The organism is Pontibacter litorisediminis (assembly GCF_029360645.1).
GTDB lineage: Bacteria > Bacteroidota > Bacteroidia > Cytophagales > Hymenobacteraceae > Pontibacter > Pontibacter litorisediminis.
Genome location: NZ_JARDUA010000005.1, coordinates 1 through 22255 on the forward strand (window position 1 = coordinate 1; position 22255 = coordinate 22255).

Annotated in this window: 19 protein-coding genes; 5 read left to right on the forward strand and 14 right to left on the reverse strand. The window is 55.0% G+C overall.

Annotated features, from left to right (window positions below; translation table 11 throughout):
- Positions 1-11: 11 nt before the first annotated feature.
- On the forward strand, positions 12-167 hold the full coding sequence (locus tag PXG97_RS15550; protein WP_276498821.1) for a hypothetical protein: 156 nt from the start codon (positions 12-14) through the stop codon (positions 165-167).
- Here the strand turns inward: PXG97_RS15550 and ppk1 are convergent.
- The 4 genes from ppk1 to PXG97_RS15570 form a co-directional block, all read right to left on the reverse strand.
- A complete protein-coding gene (gene ppk1, locus PXG97_RS15555; protein WP_276498704.1) occupies positions 139-2268 on the reverse strand; it encodes a polyphosphate kinase 1 in 2130 nt (709 codons plus the stop codon). The genes PXG97_RS15550 and ppk1 overlap by 29 nt on opposite strands.
- A gap of 47 nt (positions 2269-2315) precedes the next feature.
- On the reverse strand, positions 2316-2810 hold the full coding sequence (locus PXG97_RS15560) for a SixA phosphatase family protein (protein WP_276498705.1): 495 nt from the start codon (positions 2808-2810) through the stop codon (positions 2316-2318).
- Positions 2811-3009: 199 nt separating this feature from the next.
- Positions 3010-4218 carry a GTPase HflX gene (gene hflX, locus PXG97_RS15565; protein WP_276498706.1) on the reverse strand — a complete coding sequence of 403 codons (1209 nt, stop codon included), beginning with the start codon at positions 4216-4218 and terminating at the stop codon, positions 3010-3012.
- Positions 4219-4221: 3 nt separating this feature from the next.
- Positions 4222-4950, reverse strand: a complete 729-nt coding sequence (locus PXG97_RS15570) for a SirB2 family protein (RefSeq protein ID WP_276498707.1) — start codon at positions 4948-4950, stop codon at positions 4222-4224.
- 140 nt (positions 4951-5090) lie between these two features.
- On the opposite strand from PXG97_RS15570, the gene rfbC reads away from it, so the two are divergent.
- Entirely contained in the window at positions 5091-5633 is a 543-nt protein-coding gene (gene rfbC / locus PXG97_RS15575) for a dTDP-4-dehydrorhamnose 3,5-epimerase (RefSeq protein WP_276498708.1), read from the forward strand.
- 80 nt (positions 5634-5713) lie between these two features.
- Here the strand turns inward: rfbC and PXG97_RS15580 are convergent, their stop codons facing one another.
- Both PXG97_RS15580 and PXG97_RS15585 read right to left on the reverse strand, forming a co-directional pair.
- A complete protein-coding gene (locus PXG97_RS15580) occupies positions 5714-6430 on the reverse strand; it encodes a hypothetical protein (protein WP_276498709.1) in 717 nt (238 codons plus the stop codon).
- Between the two features lie 188 nt (positions 6431-6618).
- A complete protein-coding gene (locus PXG97_RS15585; protein WP_276498710.1) occupies positions 6619-7905 on the reverse strand; it encodes a UDP-N-acetylmuramoyl-tripeptide--D-alanyl-D-alanine ligase in 1287 nt (428 codons plus the stop codon).
- Positions 7906-8065: 160 nt separating this feature from the next.
- On the opposite strand from PXG97_RS15585, the gene PXG97_RS15590 reads away from it, so the two are divergent.
- The gene (locus PXG97_RS15590) at positions 8066-10303 is read left to right on the forward strand and encodes a T9SS type A sorting domain-containing protein (RefSeq protein WP_276498711.1); all 2238 of its coding nucleotides are present in this window, start codon (positions 8066-8068) and stop codon (positions 10301-10303) included.
- On the forward strand, positions 10303-10689 hold the full coding sequence (locus PXG97_RS15595; RefSeq protein WP_276498712.1) for a hypothetical protein: 387 nt from the start codon (positions 10303-10305) through the stop codon (positions 10687-10689). Before PXG97_RS15590 ends, PXG97_RS15595 begins: the two co-directional genes overlap by 1 nt.
- Before the next feature lie 626 nt (positions 10690-11315).
- Here PXG97_RS15595 and PXG97_RS15600 read toward each other — a convergent pair.
- The 3 genes from PXG97_RS15600 to PXG97_RS15610 all read right to left on the reverse strand — a co-directional run bounded on the left by PXG97_RS15600 (position 11316) and on the right by PXG97_RS15610 (position 13995).
- Positions 11316-12095 carry an amidohydrolase gene (locus PXG97_RS15600; protein WP_276498713.1) on the reverse strand — a complete coding sequence of 260 codons (780 nt, stop codon included), beginning with the start codon at positions 12093-12095 and terminating at the stop codon, positions 11316-11318.
- Between the two features lie 117 nt (positions 12096-12212).
- A complete protein-coding gene (locus tag PXG97_RS15605) occupies positions 12213-13361 on the reverse strand; it encodes a methionine aminotransferase (protein ID WP_276498714.1) in 1149 nt (382 codons plus the stop codon).
- Positions 13362-13416: 55 nt separating this feature from the next.
- Complete coding sequence (locus tag PXG97_RS15610; protein ID WP_276498715.1) at positions 13417-13995, reverse strand: uracil-DNA glycosylase family protein; 579 nt, start codon at positions 13993-13995, stop codon at positions 13417-13419.
- Between the two features lie 100 nt (positions 13996-14095).
- Between PXG97_RS15610 and PXG97_RS15615 the strand changes: the two genes are divergently transcribed.
- Positions 14096-14683 (forward strand): hypothetical protein, encoded by a 588-nt coding sequence (locus PXG97_RS15615; RefSeq protein ID WP_276498716.1) that lies wholly within the window; start codon positions 14096-14098, stop codon positions 14681-14683.
- Between the two features lie 69 nt (positions 14684-14752).
- Here PXG97_RS15615 and PXG97_RS15620 read toward each other — a convergent pair whose 3' ends face one another.
- From PXG97_RS15620 to mfd, 5 genes are all read right to left on the reverse strand, one after another.
- Positions 14753-15178, reverse strand: a complete 426-nt coding sequence (locus PXG97_RS15620; protein ID WP_276498717.1) for a hypothetical protein — start codon at positions 15176-15178, stop codon at positions 14753-14755.
- Between the two features lie 199 nt (positions 15179-15377).
- Complete coding sequence (locus PXG97_RS15625; RefSeq protein WP_276498718.1) at positions 15378-16199, reverse strand: hypothetical protein; 822 nt, start codon at positions 16197-16199, stop codon at positions 15378-15380.
- A gap of 165 nt (positions 16200-16364) precedes the next feature.
- Complete coding sequence (locus tag PXG97_RS15630; RefSeq protein WP_276498719.1) at positions 16365-16772, reverse strand: response regulator; 408 nt, start codon at positions 16770-16772, stop codon at positions 16365-16367.
- 143 nt (positions 16773-16915) lie between these two features.
- Positions 16916-18535 carry a PAS domain-containing protein gene (locus PXG97_RS15635; RefSeq protein WP_276498720.1) on the reverse strand — a complete coding sequence of 540 codons (1620 nt, stop codon included), beginning with the start codon at positions 18533-18535 and terminating at the stop codon, positions 16916-16918.
- Between the two features lie 141 nt (positions 18536-18676).
- Positions 18677-22060, reverse strand: coding sequence for a transcription-repair coupling factor (gene mfd, locus PXG97_RS15640; RefSeq protein WP_276498721.1), 3384 nt, complete (start codon positions 22058-22060; stop codon positions 18677-18679).
- Between the last annotated feature and the right edge of the window lie 195 nt (positions 22061-22255).

The following is a 22255-nucleotide window of genomic DNA, read 5'->3' on the forward strand; positions in this document are numbered from 1 at the left end:
AGAAGATCATCATCTCCCGACCGGTGGTAGAGGCAGGCGAGAGCCTGGGCTTTTTGCCCGGCGACACGGCCCCGGCTATCAACTATAGCCGGGGCCGCGCCGTTCGTATGCCTGTGGAGTTAGGCTGTGGCCTGTGCTTTAAGCCTGTTTCTCCTTTTGTGGCTTAGTTTCCTCCTCTTCCGCTCTGGATGGTACCAGGCTGCGCAGGTAGTCGTATGTTTCGTACTGCGCGCGCACGTTGGAGGGAGTATCGGGCTTTACGTAGCTATTATCCACGGTGCGAGACTTGGTGTCGTCCTGCAGCTGCAGGTCTATGATGTGGCGCACCTGCGCCACCAACTCCTGCTGGTACAGCGGAAAAGCCACCTCCACCCGGCGGTTCAGGTTGCGCGTCATCCAGTCGGCAGAGGCCACATATACTTTCTCGTCGCCGTTGTTATGGAAAATGTACACCCGCGCATGCTCCAGGTACCGGTCCACGATGCCCCGCACTTCAATGTTCTCGCTCACGCCCTTTACCCCCGGCATCAGGCAGCAAATGCCCCGCACCAGCAGCTGCACCTTTACACCAGCCTGGCTGGCCTCGTACAGCTTCTTAATCATGCGGGCGTCCTGTAGGGCGTTCATCTTCAGAATCATGCTTGCCGGCAGGCCTTTCTTGGCATTCTTGATCTCGCGGTCTATCAGCTTCACGAATTCTTGCCGCATGTTAATAGGGGCCATCAGGATGTGCTCAAACTTCTTATCCGTCTGCCGATCGATAAAGAAATTGAATACCTGCTCCACATCCTTTGTCAGGCGCTTGTCTGCGGTAAAGAGGGCATGGTCGGCGTAGATCTTGGAGGTGGTCTCGTTGTAATTGCCGGTGCTCAGGTAGGCATAGTTTACCAGCTTCCCTTTTTCGTTGCGGGTGATGAGGCCCAGCTTCGAATGCACCTTCAGGCCAGGGAGGCCAAAAATAACGTTAGCCCCGGCTTTCTGCAGCTTGCCAGCCCAGTATATGTTCGACTCCTCATCAAAGCGGGCTTTCAGCTCCACCACCACCGTTACCAGCTTGCCGTTCTTGGCGGCCTTCACCAGCGCCTTCGCAATCTTGGATTTATCAGCCACCCGGTATAAGGTAGCGCTCATGGCGGTTACCTTCGGGTCGTTGGCTGCCTCATCAAACAAGCGCAGCACGTAATCGAACGACTGGTAAGGGTAGTGCACCAGGTAGTCGCGCTCCTTCATGGCGGCAAGTATACTTGGCTCCTGCTCCAGCTGCGGATGTATGAGCGTGGGCTGTGGTTTATACTTCAGGTCGGGCAGGTTAAAGTCCGGGAACCCAAAGAAGTCGCGGAAGTTATGGTACTTGCTGCCCTCCACCAGCTCCTCCTCGGTAATGCCGGTGTGCGCCATCATCATTTCCAGCAGGTCCTGCGGTGCCTGGGGGTCGTAGAGCAGGCGGGCCGGGTATCCTGTTTCCCGCTTCTTCAGGCTCTTCTGTATCTTGGCCATCAGGCTACCCGATACCTCTTCCTCAATATCCAGTTCCGCGTCCCGCGATACCTTCACGGCATGGGCAGCAAAAGACTTATACTGCGGGAACAGCTTTGGCAGGCAAAAACGGATCACGTCATCCACAAACATTACATAGCGCTGCTCATTCACGGTGGGAAGCTTCACGAAGCGGCCACCGTGCTTCTTGGTCGGGATCTCCAGCATGGCAAAGCGCTCCGGCTTGCACTCCTTCTCCGTAGAGTCCCACATCTTCACGCCCAGGTATACGGTCTGGTCGCGCAGGAAAAGGTGCGTTTCGGTCTCATCGAGGATGATGGGGAGCAACAGGGGCTCCAGCGTCTCCTTAAAGTAGTTGTGCACCCACTTCTCCTGCTCTGGGTTCAGGTCGTGCTCAGTAAGCATGTGGATGTCGTGCTCGCGCAGGTCGGCCAGAATGCCGTCGCGAAACACCTGCCCAAACTCCTCCTGCTGCCGGTGTACCTCCTTTAATACCTGCTCCAGGGTCTCCTGCGGCTCATCGTCCAGCTTGTCGCGGGTTTTGGGTTTTAGCTTGATCAGGCGCTTCAGGGTAGCTACGCGCACCTTAAAATACTCGTCCAGGTTAGACGAGAAGATCGCCATGAACTTGATGCGTTCCAGCAGGGGGACGCTCTTGTCTTTTGCCTCCTGCAGTACTCTATAGTTAAAAGCCAACCAACTTAGCTCACGGTTTATGTAGGGTAATTCTGAGCTGGCCTTCGGCTTACGTTTATCTTTCTGTTTTTCCATCTTTGGTAAGTAAGCTTTCATCCCGGGGCGGGATGTTCGGGTGATTGTTATTTGTGGTTCTTCGGGAAGTCGAGGAACAGCAGCGAGCCATTCTCTTTAGAGATGTCGAACCAGCTCTCGCAGTTAAACTGCAACGCCACTATGCCGGCAGTAGGCAAGCTGCCGATCGGCTCCTGCGATAGCATGTTGGCAAATTCGGAAAGGGCTTCGTTGTGGCCTACCAGCAGCAGGCTGTCTACGTCGGCAGGGGCGTGTTGCACCACATGCAGCAGGTCCTCCTTGCCGGCTCCATACACGCGGGTATCCACGGCAATGTCGTCGGGGTCGTAGTCCAGTTCCCTGCTCACAAGGGTGGCTGTGCTGATGGCCCGCACCGCTGGGCTGGAGATGACAAGCTGGGGCGCCACGCCCCGGGCCGCCAGTTCCTGCCCCATCAGGGGGGCGTCGTGGCGGCCGCGCTTGTTCAGCGGGCGGTCGTGGTCGCTGAGGCCATCAAACTTCCAGCTTGACTTGGCGTGCCTAAGAATATATAGCGTTTTCATAAGTTTTTCTGTTTCTCAAGGCTATGCAGCTGCCTGAATGGCCACAAAGGTGGCTTTGCTACTTACTGAAAGTACGGGTAAATGGTTGTGCTGCGCCAGGTAAGCACTAAACGCGCAAAGCCGGAGGGTGGAAAAGCAAAATCCCACCCCTTGCCGCGGCAAAAGGTGGGATTTTGGTAGTTTGGCGGAAGAAAGCCTCTTACACGTTGTTCGGGTAGCGCTGAAAATGGATCTCAGCCACCCGGCGCTGCAATTCCTCGCGCAGGGCGTCGATGTTGAGCTTATCGGTGGCAGAGATGAACATAGCGGGCGCGTGCTCCTTGGCCATATAGGTGGCTTTCAGGTCCTCGATGGAAGGACGCACATGATGGTCGGTCTCCAGCATGTCCTGGTGCTCTTCCTGCAGCTCCTGCTCGCGCTGCCGCAAGTACTCATCGATCTTGTTGAACACCAGCAGCACGGGCTTGTCAGCCGAGTTGATGTCCTTGAGCGTCTCGTTCACCACAGCGATGTGGTCCTCGAAGGAGGGGTGCGACACGTCCACCACATGCACCAGCAGGTCGGCCTCGCGGATCTCATCCAACGTGGACTTGAACGACTCGATCAGCTTGGTGGGCAGCTTGCGGATGAACCCTACCGTATCGGAAAGCAGGAAAGGCACGTTCTCCAGCACCACTTTGCGCACGGTGGCGTCCACGGTGGCAAACAGCTTGTTCTCGGCAAACACCTCTGATTTGGAGAGCAGGTTCATGAGCGTAGACTTGCCCACGTTCGTATACCCCACCAGAGCCACACGCACAATGCCGGCACGCGCCTTGCGCTGCTCAAAGTTCTGCTTCTCAAACTTCTTCAGGCGGTCGCGCAACAGCGATATCTTGTCGCGCACAATACGGCGGTCAGTCTCGATCTCGGTCTCCCCTGGTCCCTTCATACCGATACCACCTTTTTGTTTGGAAAGGTGCGTCCAGAGGTTGGTGAGGCGCGGCAACAGGTACTGGTACTGGGCCATCTCCACCTGGGCATGTGCCTGGGCCGTTTTGGCGCGCAGGGCAAATATATCCAGTATGAGCAGGCTTCGGTCCACGATCTTCACCTGCATCTCGCGCTCTATGTTGCGCACCTGCGAGGGGCTCAGGTCATCGTCAAAAATAACCATGTCCACCGCATGCTCCTTTACAAAGGCCTGTATCTCCTCCAGTTTGCCGCTGCCCACAAACGTGCGCACATCGGGCTTGTCCAGCTTCTGCACAAAGCGCTTCAGGGTTTGGGCGCCTGCCGTTTCCGCCAGAAAGGCAAGCTCGTCCAGGTATTCCTCTGTCTGCTCGTCGGTTTGGCGATAGCCTGGCACAGCCACCAGCACCGCCGTTTCCTGTGGCTTGGAGGTTTCGTAATATTTCTGTTTAGCCATTCATTATTTTTTAAGCGTCATAGTATAAGCAGCCAACGCCTCTACTTCTTCATCAGAAAGCTGGCTGCCAAAGGCCGGCATCAGGCCGCGGCCTCTTTCGATTACGTGTACACGATTGTTTTGGCTCAGGTTGCTGACCTGCAGGTTTGTGGCGCCGCCCAAGCCTCTGGCCCCGTCGGCGCCGTGGCAGGTGCCGCAAAGCTGCGTGTAAATAGCCTTGGCGTTTGCCAGCTGCGCCTCGCCCATGGCGGCCACAATCTCCTGCTGCTTCTCCTCCGACTCACTCATGCCTATGTCACCGGTTTCGGTGACGTCCGTTTCGGGAGTAGCGCTCATGTTGGTAGTCGCATTCTGGATAGCGCCAGGTTGTTGCATCGTCAGGCTTTTGGTCTCGGCCACGCCGTATATGTACAGGAATAACAGCAGCGCAACAGTGGCCAGCACTTTGCTCTCGCGCTTTATGCCCACAATACCCAGCGGAATAGCCAGCAAAACCAGCGCCACCTTAAGTATAAGCCAGTTCGGCACACCCTGGTAACTGAAGAGCAGGTAACCGCCTGTTACAAGTATAAGCGTGCCAAAGGTGATGTCCAGCATGCGGGTTTGCCTGCGTGCCTTTGCCAACGCATCGTGCTTGTTTAGCAGCAGCAGTGCGGCTTTGAAGGCGAACAAGAGCAGGAAAAGTACCACCACCAGTACGTGCGTGTGCAGAAAGACAACCGTTTCTTGCATGTGTATACTTTGGTTGGATGAACAGCTGCAAATTACACTAAAATTTCTGATGCTGCGGGCAAAATGGCTAACTTGCGGCTTTTTAGACCGGGTAGCCATATGGCGGTAGAGGTAACCGTGCTGGACGACACTAATTAGCAATGGATCACAAACTTTTTTACATCGATGGCCTGGTCGAGTTCCAGCCACGCATCTTCCGCGACGACCGCGGGTATTTTATGGAGACCTTTAGCATGAAGTGGTTTGAGCCGCTTGGCCTGGCGCCACACTTTGTGCAGGATAACCAATCAGTTTCTAAGAAAGGGGTGCTGCGCGGGCTGCACTTCCAAAAGCCACCGCATGCGCAGGCAAAGCTGGTGCGGGTAACAACAGGCAAGGCGCTGGATGTGGTGGTGGACCTGCGCAAAGATTCACCCACTTACGGGCAGCACGTAGCTTGTGTACTCGATGCTGAAAAGCAGAACGTATTTTATGTGCCGGAAGGCTTTGCTCATGGCTTTGTGGCGCTGGAGGATAATACGACGTTCCTCTACAAGTGCACCGATTTCTATGCCCCCGAGTCAGAAGGGGGTATACTTTGGAATGACCCTGCTTTAGGGATAGACTGGGGTATAGCCGAGCCGCTGGTCTCGCCAAAAGATGAGGTGCTGCCGCTGCTGGAAAGTTTCAGCTCACCGTTTTAGGAAGTGTTTCCGTAATAATCATAAATGATAAAGCCAGAGAACTTATCTCTGGCTTTATCATTTATGATTATTTATCCTGATTAGAACCGCATTAGGAGCGAGATGTTAGAAACAGGCTTGTAACTTATGCTAGTCTGATCTGTTTTGTATGATCTTTCTGTATAATGGTCAGATCTTTGTGTATAAGGGTAATTGGCGAATATGGTTTGTTCTTCAGTCATTTGATTTTTGGATCGGTATAGGCTCGCTACTATTGCTGTTTCAGTGGCTATATACAACCTGTCTGTAACTTGATATGCTATACCTGAAAACGGACGTATGATAGCACCAAATGTTCTATATTGTTGAGAATAGCTAATGGTGCCATGCTCGTTAGAGTTATTGTATGCATCTAGACTTTCAGAGTTACTCCATCCATAATTGGGACCTGCTTCAGCGCCATAATATAACAGCCATTTATTGTTTAGCGGTACATGCCATTCGTATCCCCCCGTCAGCTGAACATTAAACCCTTTTGCTGTTCTCTCAATATCGCTTGTTGAGTATGAAACTGCAGTACTTTGGCTATAACTATTTTGGGAGCCAATAAAGGTGCTCCTAAACATGCCGTTGCCACTGCCTTGCCGTTTGTAAACTAAGCCCACAGGTAAGCTGGTGTTACTGGTAAAAACTTTTTGGAGAGTTGGACTTGCAACTATGCCGAAGTGGTGCTTATAAGAAGGGGTATCTGTTGTTTGAGCGTTAACAAATTGGGCTAAGCACAACAGGAGGGCAAGTAATATAATCTTTGTCTTCATAGCAGTGATTTATATTTGTATAATTATATTCAAATATAATAATTACTTATGAAGCATGCTCTATTTCAGGCATGGCAACATAGATAATTGCTATAAGGCTGAAGGCAGGAGCATGAATTAATTGAACTTATCATATCAGGAGTTAGGCAGTATACTCTTAAACTTTTAAGAATATACTGCCTGATTAACTACAGCTCTTCCACCAGCGTTTCCAGCCCCATGCCGCGTGAGCCTTTGATGAGCACATAGCTCTCGGTCACTGGGTTCTTGCGCAGCCAGGTTTGCAGCTCCGGCTTCGTCTCGAAGTATAAAAAGCTGTCCTTTACTCCGGCGGCATACTTCATATCTTTGCCGCAAAGTATCACCGTGTCGAACGGCTGCTGGGCCACCACTTCGCCCAAAGTCCTGTGCTCGGCCTCGCTCTCGGAGCCCATCTCAAACATGTCGCCAAGTATAACTACCTTTTTTGGCGCATGCATACTTCCGAAGTTGCGCACGGCGGCGGCCATGGAGGTAGGGTTGGCATTGTAGGCGTCCAGGATGATGGTGTTGCTGCCCTGCTGCAGCACCTGCGAGCGGTTATTCACCGGGCTGTAGGCGGCAACGGCCGCGTTGGCTTGCTGCAGCGGCACCCCAAAGTACTTGCCAATGCAGGCGGCTGCGGCCATGTTCTCGTAGTTGTAGCTGCCCACCAGCTGCGTACGCACCACGCTGCCTTCCTCATCCTTATACACCACGTAAGGCGATGCCTCCAATAACTCGCTGTGGTAGAAATCCCCTTGCGCAGGGTAGGTTACTTTGCTTTCAATGCGGCGGCTCATGCGCATCAGGTGTTCGTTACCGGTGTTGATGAACACGGTGCCATCATGCTCCAGCAGGTGCACGTACAGCTCACTCTTGCCACGGGCCACGCCCTCCAGGCTGCCGAAGCCTTCCAGGTGCGCCTTGCCGATGTTGGTGATCATGCCGTGCGTGGGCATGGCAATACTAGAGAGCAGCGCGATCTCACCGATATGGTTAGCCCCCATTTCGATAATGGCCATCTCGTGCTCCGGTGTGATGCGCAGCAGCGTGAGCGGCACCCCAATGTGGTTGTTCAGGTTGCCCTGCGTGTAGAGGGTGTTAAACTTTTGGCTCAGCACCGCATAAATCAGCTCTTTGGTGGTGGTTTTGCCATTGGAGCCCGTGATGCCGATTACCGGAATGCTCAGCTGGCGGCGGTGGTGGCGCGCCAGATCCTGCAGCGCCTGCAGAGTGTCCTCCACCACAAACACATTTTCCGAGGCCATGGTTGGGTCATCTACCACAGCATATTTTGCCCCCTTCTCCAGCGCCATCTGGGCAAACTTAGCACCTTTAAAATTTGGCCCGTTCAGGGCGAAGAACATACTCTGGTGCTGCTCGGCGCGGGAGTCGGTGCTGACGTGGCGGCACTCGAGGTATTTTTGATATAGAAACGCAATAGTGTTCTGCATGAAATGCGTAATTTTAGCTTGGTTCTGACGTGTTTGGTTACGTTTGGGTATAGGCCACACGTGGCAGCAATATACGCTCAAATAAATAAAAACGACAGCACGGCAACCTACGTTCATCAAAATAGCAAAAGCCATACCTGTGGCGGCAAACCCTTTACCCATGAAAGCATCCATACCGCTTCTGTTCATGCTTCTGGCACCGCTTTGTGCGTGGGCACAACAGGCAGAGCCGCTCCAGTTCCGGTTAAGCCAAGGTATACCGGTCACCACCTCTGGCAGGCAACTGGCGCAGCCCTGGAGCGGCGGCCTCAACACCCCGCAATTCTCTACCATAGACCTTAACCGCGACGGGCAGGACGACCTTTTTGCTTTTGACAGGCAGACGGGCAAGGTATACACTTGGCTGGCTGTGCAGGAAGCGGGGCAGTGGCGATACAACTACGCGCCAGAGTATGAAAGCATGTTTCCGGATGGCTTGGTGTATTGGGCGCTGCTGCGCGACTACAACTGTGATGGCCTGAAGGATATCTTTACCAATTCGCCTTTGGGCATACGGGTGTTCAGGCAGGAGCCTGGCGAGCAACTGCGGTTCACGCAGGTTACCGATGGGCTGCGCTACAGAAGCGGCCGGGTGAACATGCAGATGAACGCAACGGATGTACCCGCTATCGCCGACATCGATGGCGACGGAGACCTGGACATTCTGCTCACCAACTTTGCGCAAGGCTATAATTTGGAGCTATACGTTAACATGCAGGCGGAGCAGGGGCTGCCTTGTGAGTCGCTGACGTATGAGCAGCAGACCAACTGGTGGGGCGGTATTACAGAGTGTGAACACTGCAACGACTTTAAGTTCGGGGAGCCGTGCAGCAGCCATGACGGACAAAGTGTCGCTGCGCCCATGCACACCGGCCACGAGGGATCGACGCACCTGCTGCTGGACATGGACGGCGACGGTGACATGGAGCTGGTGTTGGGAGGGGTGTTCTGCGAAAACCTCGTGCTTCTGGAGAATAAAGGAGACCGTCACAATGCCATCATGGATGGTTTCTCGCCGGATTTTCCCGCTGCGAAGCCTGCCAGTTTCAATCTTTTTCCGGCCGCCTTTTACGAAGACGTCACGTTCGACGGCGTACCCGATCTATTGGTAACGACCCAGGCCTTTGAGGAAATCAGAGATATGGATTTCCAGCACTCTGCCTGGCTGTACCGTAACACGGGAGCTGCCGACAGGCCAGTTTTTGAGTTTGTGCAGGAGGATTTCCTGCAAGGCCAGATGATCGATCTGGGCGAAGGCGCCTATCCGGCCTTTGCCGACTTGGACGGCGATGGTGACCTGGACATGTTGGTAGGTAACGATGCTAGTTACCGAAACGGCACCTACAGCGGCTCCATCAGCTTTTTCCGGAACACCGGCACTTCCTTGCAACCCGCTTTTGAGTTGGTAACCAACAACTACTTGGGCTTGCATAACAAACAGCTGCATAGTATAAAGCCAGCCTTTGCTGACGTGAACAGTGACGGGAAACTTGATCTGGTGCTTACGCTGAAAGGCACAGGCATGGGCAGCAGCCGCGTGGTATGGCTCCGCAACTTGGCAGCCGCCGGGCAGCCGCCGGCTTTCGACTTTGCGCAACAGCAGGAGCTGCTGAAAATAGCCGATGGCGACGTGCCTGCCTTTGCCGACTTGGACGGTGACGGTAACCTGGACTTACTGCTAGGCAAAGCAGCCAGCAACCTGGAGTTTTACCGCAATACCGGCACCGCCTCCGCACCGGTTTACACCCTGGAGAGCAGCAGTTTTGGCGGCATCGGTTATGACTTTGACAGGCGCTTCCTGCACCCTTTCATCTTCGATGTGGATGGGGACGGTACCCAGGACCTGCTGACGGTTGATGAGAGTGGCGGGCTGCGCATCTACCGCCATGTTGCGCAGGGCCTGAATGGCACTCTTGCTGCAGAAACAGAATTGCTGGAGAACGAGCTGACGCAGCAGGTGCAGGCAACAAGACTGGGCAGTGGCTTAAGTATAACAGCGGCACCCTTGGGCGGCAGCGGCGAGCAGTACCTGGTGCTGGGTTCCAAAGGAGGAGGTTTATACTTGCTGCAACAGGTGTCCGGCTATAACGGCACGCCGGGCACTGGTGAAAACCTTATGCTGCAGGTATACCCAAATCCGCACGATAACAATCAGAAAGAGCCAGTAAGGGTAAAGGCATCGGAACCGGTGCAACTGGAGGTGTTCGACGTAGTGGGCAAGCGTGTATTCCGTAGTCCGGGCGGTATGTATGCCCGCTCCCAAACGTTGCCAGTGCAGGGGCTGCAGGCGGGCATCTACATTGTCAGGGCTACTACCGCTAGCGGTGCCCAGGCCACAGCTAAGCTACTAGTACGCTGATGCAGGCGTTTCTGTACATTGTTCTAACGGCAGACACGGCTTTTCTTCAACCGGTGGTGGAGCGGGTGCGGCAAAGCCTTCCTGCTGTTACTGTACTTGATTTGGATGCACGATCTGATGAACTGCTGCAGCACTACGCCCTGCGCTTGCTCCGGGAGTCAGAGCGCGCGGTGGTATGTATAAAGGCAGCGGAAAGCACAACAGGTTTCGGTAGCCTGATGCCGCTGCTGGAAGAACTGTTTGAGGAAGGTAGGCAGCGGCTTGTGCTTTTACAAGGCCAGCAGTCGCGTCTCCAGCGCATTTTTGCCGCACGCCCCCATACAGCTTTAAAAGTAGTGGGGGAGGAGGAAGTAATGGAGGAAGTAAAAGGCTTCTTTGAAGTATAGCTCGTCCTGCCAAATAAAAGCAGTCCTATTGCCGGGGTTTTTATCGCTTTCTATTAGCGCCTGCGTCCGCCTGTGCCTCTATCCGGGCGCAAGTCTCCATACTTGTGTCCGATTGTGGTGTTGAGTCTGAGACTCGACTGGCTTGTATAGCCATACCTTGTACTTGGGCTATGCTTCATACTTCTGCTGGTGCAAGCATCCGCTCGTGCTTTCCCTGTTGCTACTGCTTCCTGCAACTGGAAGCAAGCTATCCTCTCTAGCCACTCTTCATCCTCCAGTCTTACATACCTATTGTTTCATCTCTGGCTTTGGTGCTCTCAAGCCCGAGAGGGCTCGTCCTGGGGGTAGGGGCCCTCGATAAGGGCATCGCGCTGTGTTCCCTTCCTGCCCTCGTGCCTCGGGCTGCCTCACTAGCGTTCGGCACCGGAAAAACTCGCATAGGCGCTCAACCCAAGGACTGGGATTAGTTTCCAATAGCCACGGCTGATGGAGTTTCAGCCAAGTTATGGGAGGATGATAATCGTCTGCTAATTCCCCTCCTTAGCCAAGGAGGGGCAGGAGTGGTTGGGCCCAGAACAGCCCCAGGTCCTCCTACGCAGCGATCAGCTAAAGTCAGCCATCTAACCTTACGACTCCAGGCTGAATTTATCTGCATCCAGGTGTGCCGGAAAAGCCTCCCTGAAATCCTCCAGTTCCTTTTTGCTTAGAGTAATGGTATGGATGCCCTCTACTTCGGCAGTCTCCAATAGGGGATAGCCTTTCGGGTGGATGATGGCAGAGTCGCCGGAGTAGGGGTGGTTGTTCCCGTCGGTGCCAACGCGGTTCACGCCTACTACATAGGCCAGGTTCTCTATGGCACGGGCCTGCAGCAGAGTGCTCCAGGGCTGCCGGCGCACTTTCGGCCAGTTCGCTACATACAGCAGCAGGTCGTAAGCATTGTCTGTGTTGCGGCTCCACACCGGAAAGCGCAGGTCGTAACACACCAGCGGGCATACTTTCCAGCCGTTTAGGTCCACCAGCAACTTCTCTTTGCCAGGCGTGTAGGTATGGTGCTCCTTTGCCATCCGGAACAGGTGCTTTTTATCGTAAGCGGCGTAGCTGCCGTCTGGGCGCACCCAGTAGAGGCGGTTCAAAAACTGCTCTCCTACCCGCACCATGACGCTGCCCGTCAGCACAGCTTGGTGCTGCTGTGCCTCCTGCCGCATCCAGTTCAGCGTGGTAGTGTCCGCGTCCTCGGCCACATCTGCGGCGTTCATGCTAAAGCCGGTTGTGAACATCTCCGGCAGCACGATCAGATCTGTTTGCGGGGCGGCGGCAGCCAGTTTTTCCGAAAACATGCTTCTGTTAGCTTCGGCATCCTGCCAGTGCAGGGTTGTTTGTACTATGGTAACGCGCAGGTCCGTCATCGTTATTAGTTACTGGTTATTGGTTTTTAGTTGTTGGAGAGTGTAGAGGCCAAACATGTTGTCTCTTGTTGGCTACAGGTCTAAAACGTGTGATAAGCACGAGGCAGTGATCAACAATCAAAGCCTGGCGAGTTTCACTCCGGCTGCCTGTAGCGTCTCCTCACCCTTGGCAAAGCAGAAGCGCAGGTACTTGTTGTCGGTTCTATCGTGGTAAAAGGCGGATACGGGTATGGCGGCCACGCCAACCTCTATGGTCAGGCGTTTGGCGAAATCCAGGTCGTGCTCTTGTGTAACGCCGCTATACTTTGCCAGCTGGAAATAAGTACCCGCTGAAGAAACCACCTCAAAGCGCGTCTGCCGCAGCTGCTCTACAAAAAAGTCGCGCTTGGCCTGGTAGAAGCTTGGGAGATTAAGGTAATGGCTTTCCTCGTCCATAAATTCAGCAATGGCCAGCTGAAAAGGAGTGGCGGTGCAGAAGGTGATGAACTGGTGCATCTTGCGCAGCTCGCTTGTAAGCTGGGGCGGTGCTACCGCGTAGCCTACTTTCCAGCCGGTGGTGTGGTAGGTCTTGCCGAAGGAGGACACGACAAAGCTTCGCTTACGCAGCTCCGGATGCTGGAGTGCGCTGTAATGCTGCTGCCCGTCAAACACCATGTGCTCATACACCTCGTCGCTCAGCACCAGGATGTCGCTTCCGCTGAGCAGGCTGGCCAGCATGTCCATGTCCTGCTTTGTCATCACGGCACCGGTAGGATTATGGGGTGTGTTAATGATGATCAGGCGGGTGCGGGAGGAAATGCGTTTTCTCACCTGGTCCCAGTCCACCGAAAAGTCGGGCAGGGCCAGCGGAACGTATATAGGCGAACCGCCGCAAAGCCGGATGACCGGGGCATAGCTGTCGTAGCAGGGCTCCAGCACCACCACCTCATCGCCTGATTTTACCACCGCCGTGATGGCGGCGTTAAGTGCCTCCGTAGCCCCGGAGGTAACCGTAATCTCAGTGTCTGGGTCGGGGCGGTAGCCATACAGCCTCTCCGTTTTCAGGCTGATCTTCTGGCGTAGCTGCGGCATGCCGGCCATCGGGGCATACTGGTTAAAGCCCTCGTGCATATACTTCGTCACCAGGCTCATCAGGCGTTCGGGGCAGTTAAAGTCCGGAAAGCCCTGCGACAGGTTAATGGCCTGGTACTCGTTGGCCAGCGCCGACATCACTGTGAAGATACTGGTGCCAACATCAGGTAGCTTGCTTGAGGGGTAGTTCATCATAACGCACGGAGCTAAGGGTGTAAGGGTGCTACAGAAACTCAATATACGAATGTTTCTAAAGAATTGCCTGTACCAACTGTTGCACATAAGGAATAGCCTCGGCCTCGAACCACGGGTGGCGACGCAGCCAGAACTGGTTGCGGGGCGAGGGGTGCGGCATAGGCATATAGGCTGGTAAATACTCGTGCCAGTTAGTAACGGTTTCGGTTAGAGTTGGCTTTGCCCGAGCCCCCAGGAAATGCTCCTGGGCATACTTGCCGATGAGCAGTGTGAGCCGGATGTGGGGCAGCTGGCTGAGCAGTTGCTGGTGCCAGTGCCGGGCGCACTCGGGGCGTGGCGGCAGGTCACCGGATTTGCCTTTGCCGGGGTAGCAGAAGCCCATGGGGATAATGGCCACCTTGGTGGCATCGTAAAACACCTCCGGCTCCAGCCCCAGCCACTGCCGCAGGCGCTTGCCGCTCTGGTCGTCCCAGGGGGTGCCGCTCGCATGCACCCTGGTGCCGGGCGCCTGCCCCACAATTAACAATTTTGCCGTTTTGCTGGTCGCCAGCACAGGGCGCGGCCCCAGGGGCAGGTGCTCCTCGCAGATGCGGCAGGCGCGCACCTTTTGTAATAAACTCTCCAGGTCCTCCATCTATGCAAAGTTACAAAGTATAAGCGGAGTGGCGGCAACAGGGCAGGAAAGGTTAGGTTTTTGGTATCAAGTGGGTGGGGTGATAAGTATAAAGCCTTATATGAGCACTAAAATTATACCCTGCCTGCTATCGCTGCTCCTGTGCCTGCACCTACTGCCGGTGCGTGCACAGGAGCAGCACGTGTACAAAAATGCCGTTACAGTAAAGCTATTCGGCCTGTCGGCGCACCTGAGGCAGAGCCAGAACCCTGAAATTTTCCCGAACAGATTGGATGAGAGGGGAGTGCTGGTACTGAACCTGGGCGCGATTGTAGGCTATGAGCGATTTGTGCTGCGCGACAGAATAAGTGTGCGCGTAGAGCAGGGGTTGTATGCCGATTGCGCAGCAGAGTTGGCAGGCTTCTCACACATCGGTTTCAGGGGCGTGCTATTACATAAGGGCAGGCACTCTGTTAACGGCGGCTTCGGCCCCACGCTGGTGTACCGCAAAGATTGGAACAGGATAGAGGGCTATGGCGACGATGGGTACTTTAACCGCTACGGGCAGTGGCAATACCGGTTTTACTGGTATGGCGGTGAGTTCGAGTACAACTACAGGTTCAAGCCTGATACAGAGCTTTCGGTGAACCTGGTGCCGGGTGTGCCAGAACTCGTATCAGTGGGGTTTGGCCTGCGGAAGCTGTTTTAGTGTTGTGCCAAAAAAACGAAAGCCGGACTACACCGGCTTTTATCATTTTACACTTTGTGCCAAGGCACGTTAGTCCTCATAGTCCTGCCAGAAGCCATCGTAATGGCGCGGCGGGCGGCGGTCCGGGTGTGGCATCAGCGGGTCCTCGAACCAACGGTCTTCTACGCGCTGGTTGCTGGGGGCAAAGTGCACATCGCGCTGGCGCCATATAGGTTCATGCGGCGGCCGCTGCTCCCCCATGTGGTGTTGGTTAGGGCGGTGCTGGTGCTGCTGCTGCTCAGGGAGCCACTCCTCGCGGTAGTACCTGCCCCTGTTCTCGAAGCGGTCGGTTGCCTCCGGGTGCCACTCCTGCTGGTGTTGCTGGTAGGGGGGCATAGGCTCACCCCAGCGGCTCCTGAAGTCCTGAAAGTGCTCTGGATGGTGCGTGTGGCGACGGTGCTGCTGGTGCTCCCAATGGTGTGGGTGATGTCTTGGGTCTTGCTCTTCGTGCTGCATGCTGTGATTTTTAAAAGTTAAAGACTACTCCTGAAAGGCCAACGGTTCCTACATGTACGGCGTGATAATCAGGAGGTTCTTTTTTAAGATAAGCAAAAAAGCCTAGAATAACAAAGCCAGCTACACGGCTGGCTTTGTTATTCTACTAACTAAAACTAATCTACTTCCAAATCTACCTAATCCGTTTAACCTATACGGCTTAACGGCGGTAGCGTTGGTCTCGGTCGGTATCGTTGTAATAGTTGTCTCTCCCTGAGTCGGTTTCGTCAGCCCAGCGAGGGCCTCCCTCATAGCCTCTGTCAAAGTTGCGGTCGCGGTAAGGCTCGGAGCCGTAACGTTGTCTGGAGCTGATGCGGTCTGCCTGGGATCTGTGCTGCTCGCGTGGGTGATAGTTCGGGTCGTCAGAGTGCCAGATGTCGCTCCAGGTGTCTTTCATGCGCTCCATAAAGCTGCGGTGGTCGCGTGGGTAAGGGGCGGTTTCCTCACTGTCTGGCGTGTAGCGGCCCTCGCGGTACCAGTTGTGCGAGCCGCTGCCGTAGCGGTAATCGTCTTCCTTGTAGCGGCTGCGGCTACCCGGGCCCTCACGCCACGGGTCGGTGTGGCGTTCGTTCATGTCGCTGTAGTTGCCTTGCAGGGAGCCCCCCGGTGTTTGCGGGCGCTGCATGTACTGGCCACCGTGGTCGCCGTAGTTCAGATACTGGTCTTCGTGGCGGTAGGCGCTGCCCTCGCGGCTGCCGTAATGGTCGCTTAGATGGGCGTTGCGGCCCTGCGCGTAGGTGGAGTTGCGGTCGTGCTGGTAGTTCTCGCCATACTTGCGTTCGTTAGAGTCCTGGGCGCCTCGAGGGTTGGGCCCTGTATGGAAGAAGTTACCCTCCCCCCACTGGCTGGAGTTCTTGCTGCCACGGTAGCCGTAGCGCTGCGGTTGCTGCCCTTGTTGCTCTTGGTCTCTGCGGTATAGGTCGCGGCCTATCTCATGGTTCTCTCCCTCGCTGGCGTTAAGGTTCTCTGGTTTGTTTGCCATAGCTTTATTTCTTTTGCTGTTTTACAATGTTTTTTGCCTACTGAAAGTATAGGCTTACATCTATTTACGGCAATGCGGAGGGGATAGTTAACAAGGGGTAGACACAAAAAAGCAACGGCACCCTTGCCTGCAAGGGTGCCGTTGCCACAGCCGGACAATGATGGCCTAAAAGTATTCCTGCAGAATCTCGCGCACGTCGGCCTCAGCCAAGGGCTTAGAGTAGTGCTTGCGCACATCCGGGAAGGCCTTCAGCTTCTCCAGGTCGTAGAAGCTGGCCGAGGAGGTGAGCATCAGCAGCACGGTCTTGTCTTTCTGGCTTGGTGAGAACTTCTGGTACTCCTCCAGAAACTCAAACCCATCCATCACCGACATTTTGATGTCCACGAAGACAAGGTCGGGGCGTGGGTAGCCCTCGACGCCGGCAAAGGCGTGCTCCAGGTAATCCAGGGCCTCCTCCCCGTTCATCACGACCCGTATATCCGGGGCAACCTCCAGGCGCGAAAGCAGGCGGTGGTTAAGGTAATTTGTTGTTTCGTCGTCGTCTATTAAAAGTATCGTATTCAATTGTCTCATGTCGGCGTTTGCTATGTCAGATTTCTACGTTCCTCCTTCTAAGTTTGAGTGAGAATTAACAGAAGCTCTTGTTATTATCCGTAAAGATAACATATATCCTAACGTTTCCTTTTCAAATGTAGTGTAACGGCGCTAAAGCAGCCTTACCCGGTGTGCTCCCCGGCGGCACCGGCGTTCTGTGCCTTTTGCTTGCACTGCACGAGCTCCGTAACCTCCAGGGCAGAAAGCAAGATGCCCTCTATCTGCTGGTCTGAGTTGATGATGGGCTGGAGCTGCAAATCAAAGTAAGCCTCTTGCTGCGGGTCGCCAAAGTGTCGGCTAAAGGGGATACACACTTCCTTGATGGTGACAGGGCTCTGCTCCTGGTATACTTGGTCGAGGGACAGCATGAACTCGGGCTGGGGCATGTCTGGCCAAATCTCGCGGGCCGGCCGGCCCAGGTATTGCCGGCTGCCATACATTTTGTATATACCTGGCGTTACGTAGCGGCAAACGTAATCCGGGCCCATGAGCAGGCAAAGGTGCGCCGGCGACAGCCTCAGGATGTTCTCCAGCTGCTGGTCCTTAAGCTGCACCTGGGCCAGGGCGCTGCGTTGCTCTTCTATGTCCGTAAAGGTTCCGATCCAGGCCTCTACCTTGCCCTGTTCGTCAAACATAGGCACCCCCCGGTCCAGAAACCAGCGGTAGGTGCCATCGGCCTGGTTGCGGATGCGGTACTCATGCTCAAACATGTAGCCATGGGTATAGGACTCTGCCCAGGCAGTAAGTACATGGGCGGAGTCTTCTGGGTGGATGGCGTTTATCCAGCCCTGCACCTGCCCCTGCGGAAGGCCGGTATAGTCGTACCAATTTTCGTTAAAGTATATCAGGCGGCCTTTGGCATCAGCCATCCAGGCCATGTGCGGCAGCCGCTCCAGTATGTGCCAGAACCGGGCCTTGCTTTCCCTCAGGCTCTCCTCCGACTGCTTGCTTTCTGTTAAGTCGATCATGGCACCGAAGAGGCGTTCTATCCGGCACTTCTCGTCATACAGGATCACACCCTGGTCCTGCACATAAGCGTAGGCGCCATCCGCCTTCTGAAAGCGGTACTCACTCGTCCAGGTATTGCCTCCGGAGGAAACGGCTTGTTCCAGGTTCTGCTGCACGGCCTCATAATCAGCGGGGTGCACGCGGCTGCTCCAGGATTCCCTGCCCCGCGCCATGTCTTTAGGGGAGTAACCAAACACCTGCTGCAGCTTCTCGCCCCAGTTCAGTTTGTCTTGTGCCACCTGGTACTCCCATGTTACCGCGTTCAGCGTTTCGGTAAGCAGGGTCAGGCGCTCCTTGTTTTCTTCGTTTAGTTGCTCCTGCAGCACGGTTTCCGTCACATCACGGGTTTCCTGCAGGATGTACACCAGCTCACCGTTGGCATTCAGTATAGGGGTGTGGGTGGTGGTCCAGTACCTGCGCTCAAAGCCGCCTCCTGCAAGGGGTACATCGTAGCGCACCTGCGGCATTGTGTGAGGCTGTTTTTGCGCCAGTACATAGCTTAGCGACGCCGTTAGGTCTGTTTTGGCAGGCTCATCCGATTTCTCAGGGTTCTCAGGAAAAGTATCCATGATGTGTTTCCCGATAGTGCCTTCCAAGTCAAAATTCGAGGTACGGGCATATCTCTCAGTAGCATCCAGCACCTTCAGTTCAGGCGAAAGAAGTAGGTACAGCCCAGGCAGTGCGCGAAACACAAGGGCAAAGTCTGGGGAAAGTTTGACTTGGGTTATAGGCATAGTAAGCTGACTTGGATGCTTATACTTTAAAAGTAAATTAGGTAAAAAAGTTATCTGGCGCAACGAAAGAGTTGCCTGCCACCGCAATCTCTTTTTACGAGGAGCAGCAGAGGCAGGCACCTTAAAAGCAGATAAATTAACTTATACTTTTACTTTGTCCGGTACAACCTCCTTCAGCCCAAAGCCCCCGAATACCTCCTTGGCGTCGGCTAAGCTTTGTATGTCCTCCACAATCACAATGAGCTTGTCCTTCGACTCCTTCAGGCGCGAGCGGCGCGGGTGCTGCTGCACATATTTGAGGATGTTGCCGAAAACGTCTGACTGAAAGTACTTGTCGTTGTTCTCGGCGGGAAGGTAGCCTTTCATGGTTTCTTTCTTGATGGTGAGCTTCTCGAACCCAAGCTGTTGTGCCTGCCAGCGCAGCTTCACGATCTCCACCAACTGCTGCACAGCCTCCGGCATTGGGCCGAACCGGTCTCGTATACTGGCGCACAGCTTGTCCAGCTCTTCCATGCTTTTCACGCTGTCGAGCCTGCTGTACAGGTTCAGGCGCTCGGAGATGTTGCTCACGTAGCTCTCCGGGATCAGCACCTCCATGTCGGTCTCAATATTACACTCGCGCACCGGCTCTATGAACTCGGCCAGGTTATCTTTCATGAACAGGTCGCGGAACTCTGTTTCCTTTAGCTCCTTGATCGCATCGTCGAGCACCTGGTGGTACATCTCAAAGCCAAGGTCGGAGATAAAGCCACTCTGCTCGCCGCCCAGCAGGTTGCCGGCGCCGCGGATATCCAAGTCGCGCATGGCGATCTTGAAGCCCTCGCCCAGGTCGGAGAACTCCTCCAAGGTGCTCAGGCGCTTGCGGGCGTCTGTCGGCAGGCCAGCCACCGGTGGGGTGAGCAGGTAGCAGTAGGCTTTCTTGTTCGATCTGCCCACGCGGCCACGCATCTGGTGCAGGTCCGAGAGGCCAAACATATGCGCCCGGTTGATGATGATGGTGTTGGCGTTCTCAATGTCCAGGCCGGACTCGATGATGTTGGTCGATACCAGCACATCGTACTCGCCGTTCACGAATTTCATCATGCGCTTCTCCAGCTTCTCCGGCTCCATTTGCCCGTGGGCGTACGTAACCCTGGCATCCGGCACATGGCGCAGGATCATATCGGCAATTTCCTCGATGTCTTTGATGCGGTTGTGCACGAAGAACACCTGGCCACCACGCTTCATCTCGTTCACCACGGCATCCCGGATCAGGACTTCGTCGAACACGTGCAGCTCTGTTTTTACCGGCTGGCGGTTGGGCGGCGGCGTGGCGATAACCGAGAGGTCGCGGGCACCCATCAGCGAGAAGTGCAGCGTGCGCGGAATAGGCGTGGCCGTCAGGGTCAGGGTATCCACGTTCACGCGCATCTCCTTGAGCTTGTCCTTTGTCTTCACGCCAAACTTCTGCTCCTCGTCTATTACCAGCAGGCCCAGGTCCTTAAACTTCACATCCTTGCTCACAATGCGGTGCGTGCCGATCAAAATATCCACTTTGCCTTCGGCTACGCGCTTTAGTGTCTCCTTGGTGTCCTTGGCAGTTTTAAAGCGGTTGATATAGTCGACCGTGATCGGAAACTGCTCCAGCCGGTCGCGGAAGGTGCGGTAGTGCTGCATGGCAAGTATGGTAGTGGGCACCAGCACGGCCACCTGCTTGCCGTCGCAGGCGGCTTTGAAGGCGGCACGTATGGCCACCTCGGTTTTGCCGAAGCCCACGTCGCCGCACACCAGGCGGTCCATGGGGTGGGGCTGCTCCATGTCAGCCTTCACATCCTCGGTAGATTTTGCCTGGTCCGGGGTATCCTCGTAGATAAACGATGACTCCAGCTCGGCCTGCAGAAAGCCGTCCTTGCTGAAGGAATATCCCGGGGCGGCTTTGCGCTTGGCATACAGGCTGATCAGCTCGTGGGCAATGTCCTTTACCTTGCCCTTAACCTTCTTCTTCTTATTTTCCCACTCCGGCGAGCCCAGCTTGCTCATACTTGGCGGGCCGCCTTCCTTGCCGCTATACTTGCTAATCTTGTGCAGCGAATGGATGCTAACGTACAGCAAATCGTCGTCGCGGTACACCAGTCGGATGGCCTCCTGCAGGCGGCCGCCCACTTCCACTTTCTCGAGTCCCGCAAAGCGGCCGATGCCATAGTCCACGTGGGTTACGTAATCGCCGGGCTGCAGCGAGCGCAGCTCTTTCAGCGTCATGGCCTTGGACTTGGAGTGCCCGGTTTTGGCCTTGTGCTGGTAAAAGCGGTCGAAGAGCTGGTGGTCGGTGTAGCAGGTAATCTTTAGTGTCTGGTCGATGAAGCCCTCGCGCAGCGAGATAGGCAGATGCTGGAAGCGCACGTCGTGGTCCAGCTCATCGAAAATCATGGTGAGGCGGTTGATCTGGCGCGGCGAGTCTGTAGCGATCACGTTCACGAAACCGGCGCCCTGCTGCTCGTGGAGGTCTTTTACCAGCCGCTTAAAGTCCTTGTTGAACGATGGCTGCGGCTTGGCTTTTAGCTGAATCACCTCTGCGGACTTGTAGTGAAAGCGCTTGCCGATCTCCACCACGTTATACTTCTCCAGCAGTTGCTTGAACTGCTTTTGCGTCTGGAACAGCTGCTCCGGGTCCGATACGATCTGCGTGCCGCCGCTGCCGGCCATCATCTTCTCGAAACTGTGCGAGGCCTTGTCGAAATACTCCTCGATCACGTCCAGCGTCAGACGCACATCCTTAAACCAGATGGTGGTGTTGCCGGGTAGGAAATCCAGAAAAGCCTCGCGCGTTTCCTGCAACAGCTTCGTCTGCACGTTGGGAATAATCGAGATGGCTTTCTTCGTCTCTACCGACAGCTGCGTGTCCGGGTCAAAGGTGCGTATACTTTCGATCTCGTCGCCGAAAAGCTCGATGCGGTAGGGAAGGTCGTTCGCGTAAGAGAACACGTCCACAATGCCGCCGCGCACAGCGTACTGGCCTGCCTCATACACAAACTCGGTGCGTTCAAAGCCATACTCAGCCAGCATCTCGCTCAGGAAAGCCGTGTCCAGCTTCTCGCCTACCTTGGCGCCCAGCGTGTTCTCCACCAGCGACTTTTTATTGATCACCTTCTCAGTGAGCGCCTCCGGGTACGTCACAATCAGCTCACCTTTACCTGTCTTCTGGTTCAGGCGGTTGAGTACCTCGGCCCGCATGAGGATGTTGGCGTTCTCGGTATCGTCGAAGCTGTAAGGACGCTTGTAGGAGGTAGGGAAAAGCAGGATCTCTTTCTCCTCGCCCAGCAGGTTCTTCAGGTCGGTGTAGAAATAGGCAGCCTCCTCCCGGTCATGCATCACGAAAAGCTGGTGCTGCGGGTTTAAAGTATAAACAGCCGATGCCAGCACGGCGTCCTGGCTGCCCGCCAAGCCCTTTATCTGGAGCCGGTAAGGTTTATCCGCTTTGAGCCGGTCGGCGATGGTCTGCACCTCGCCATCGAGGCGGTAAAGCTCTAGAAAATCAGTTACTTTCATTCAGGTCTATTACAAAACAGCAAAGGCAGAACGCAGGGCTTTTACCAAGTCGCGTTCTGCTGTTTCTTCTTTACAAAGATACTACAAGTTAATGTCTTATCAGAACAGGATGCAGGAGCAGAAGGTTGCAGGGGAGTAGAATATGCTGGCGGGTGCGAACGGCCCATGTGGTAATTCAGAAGCACGAACTGCAAG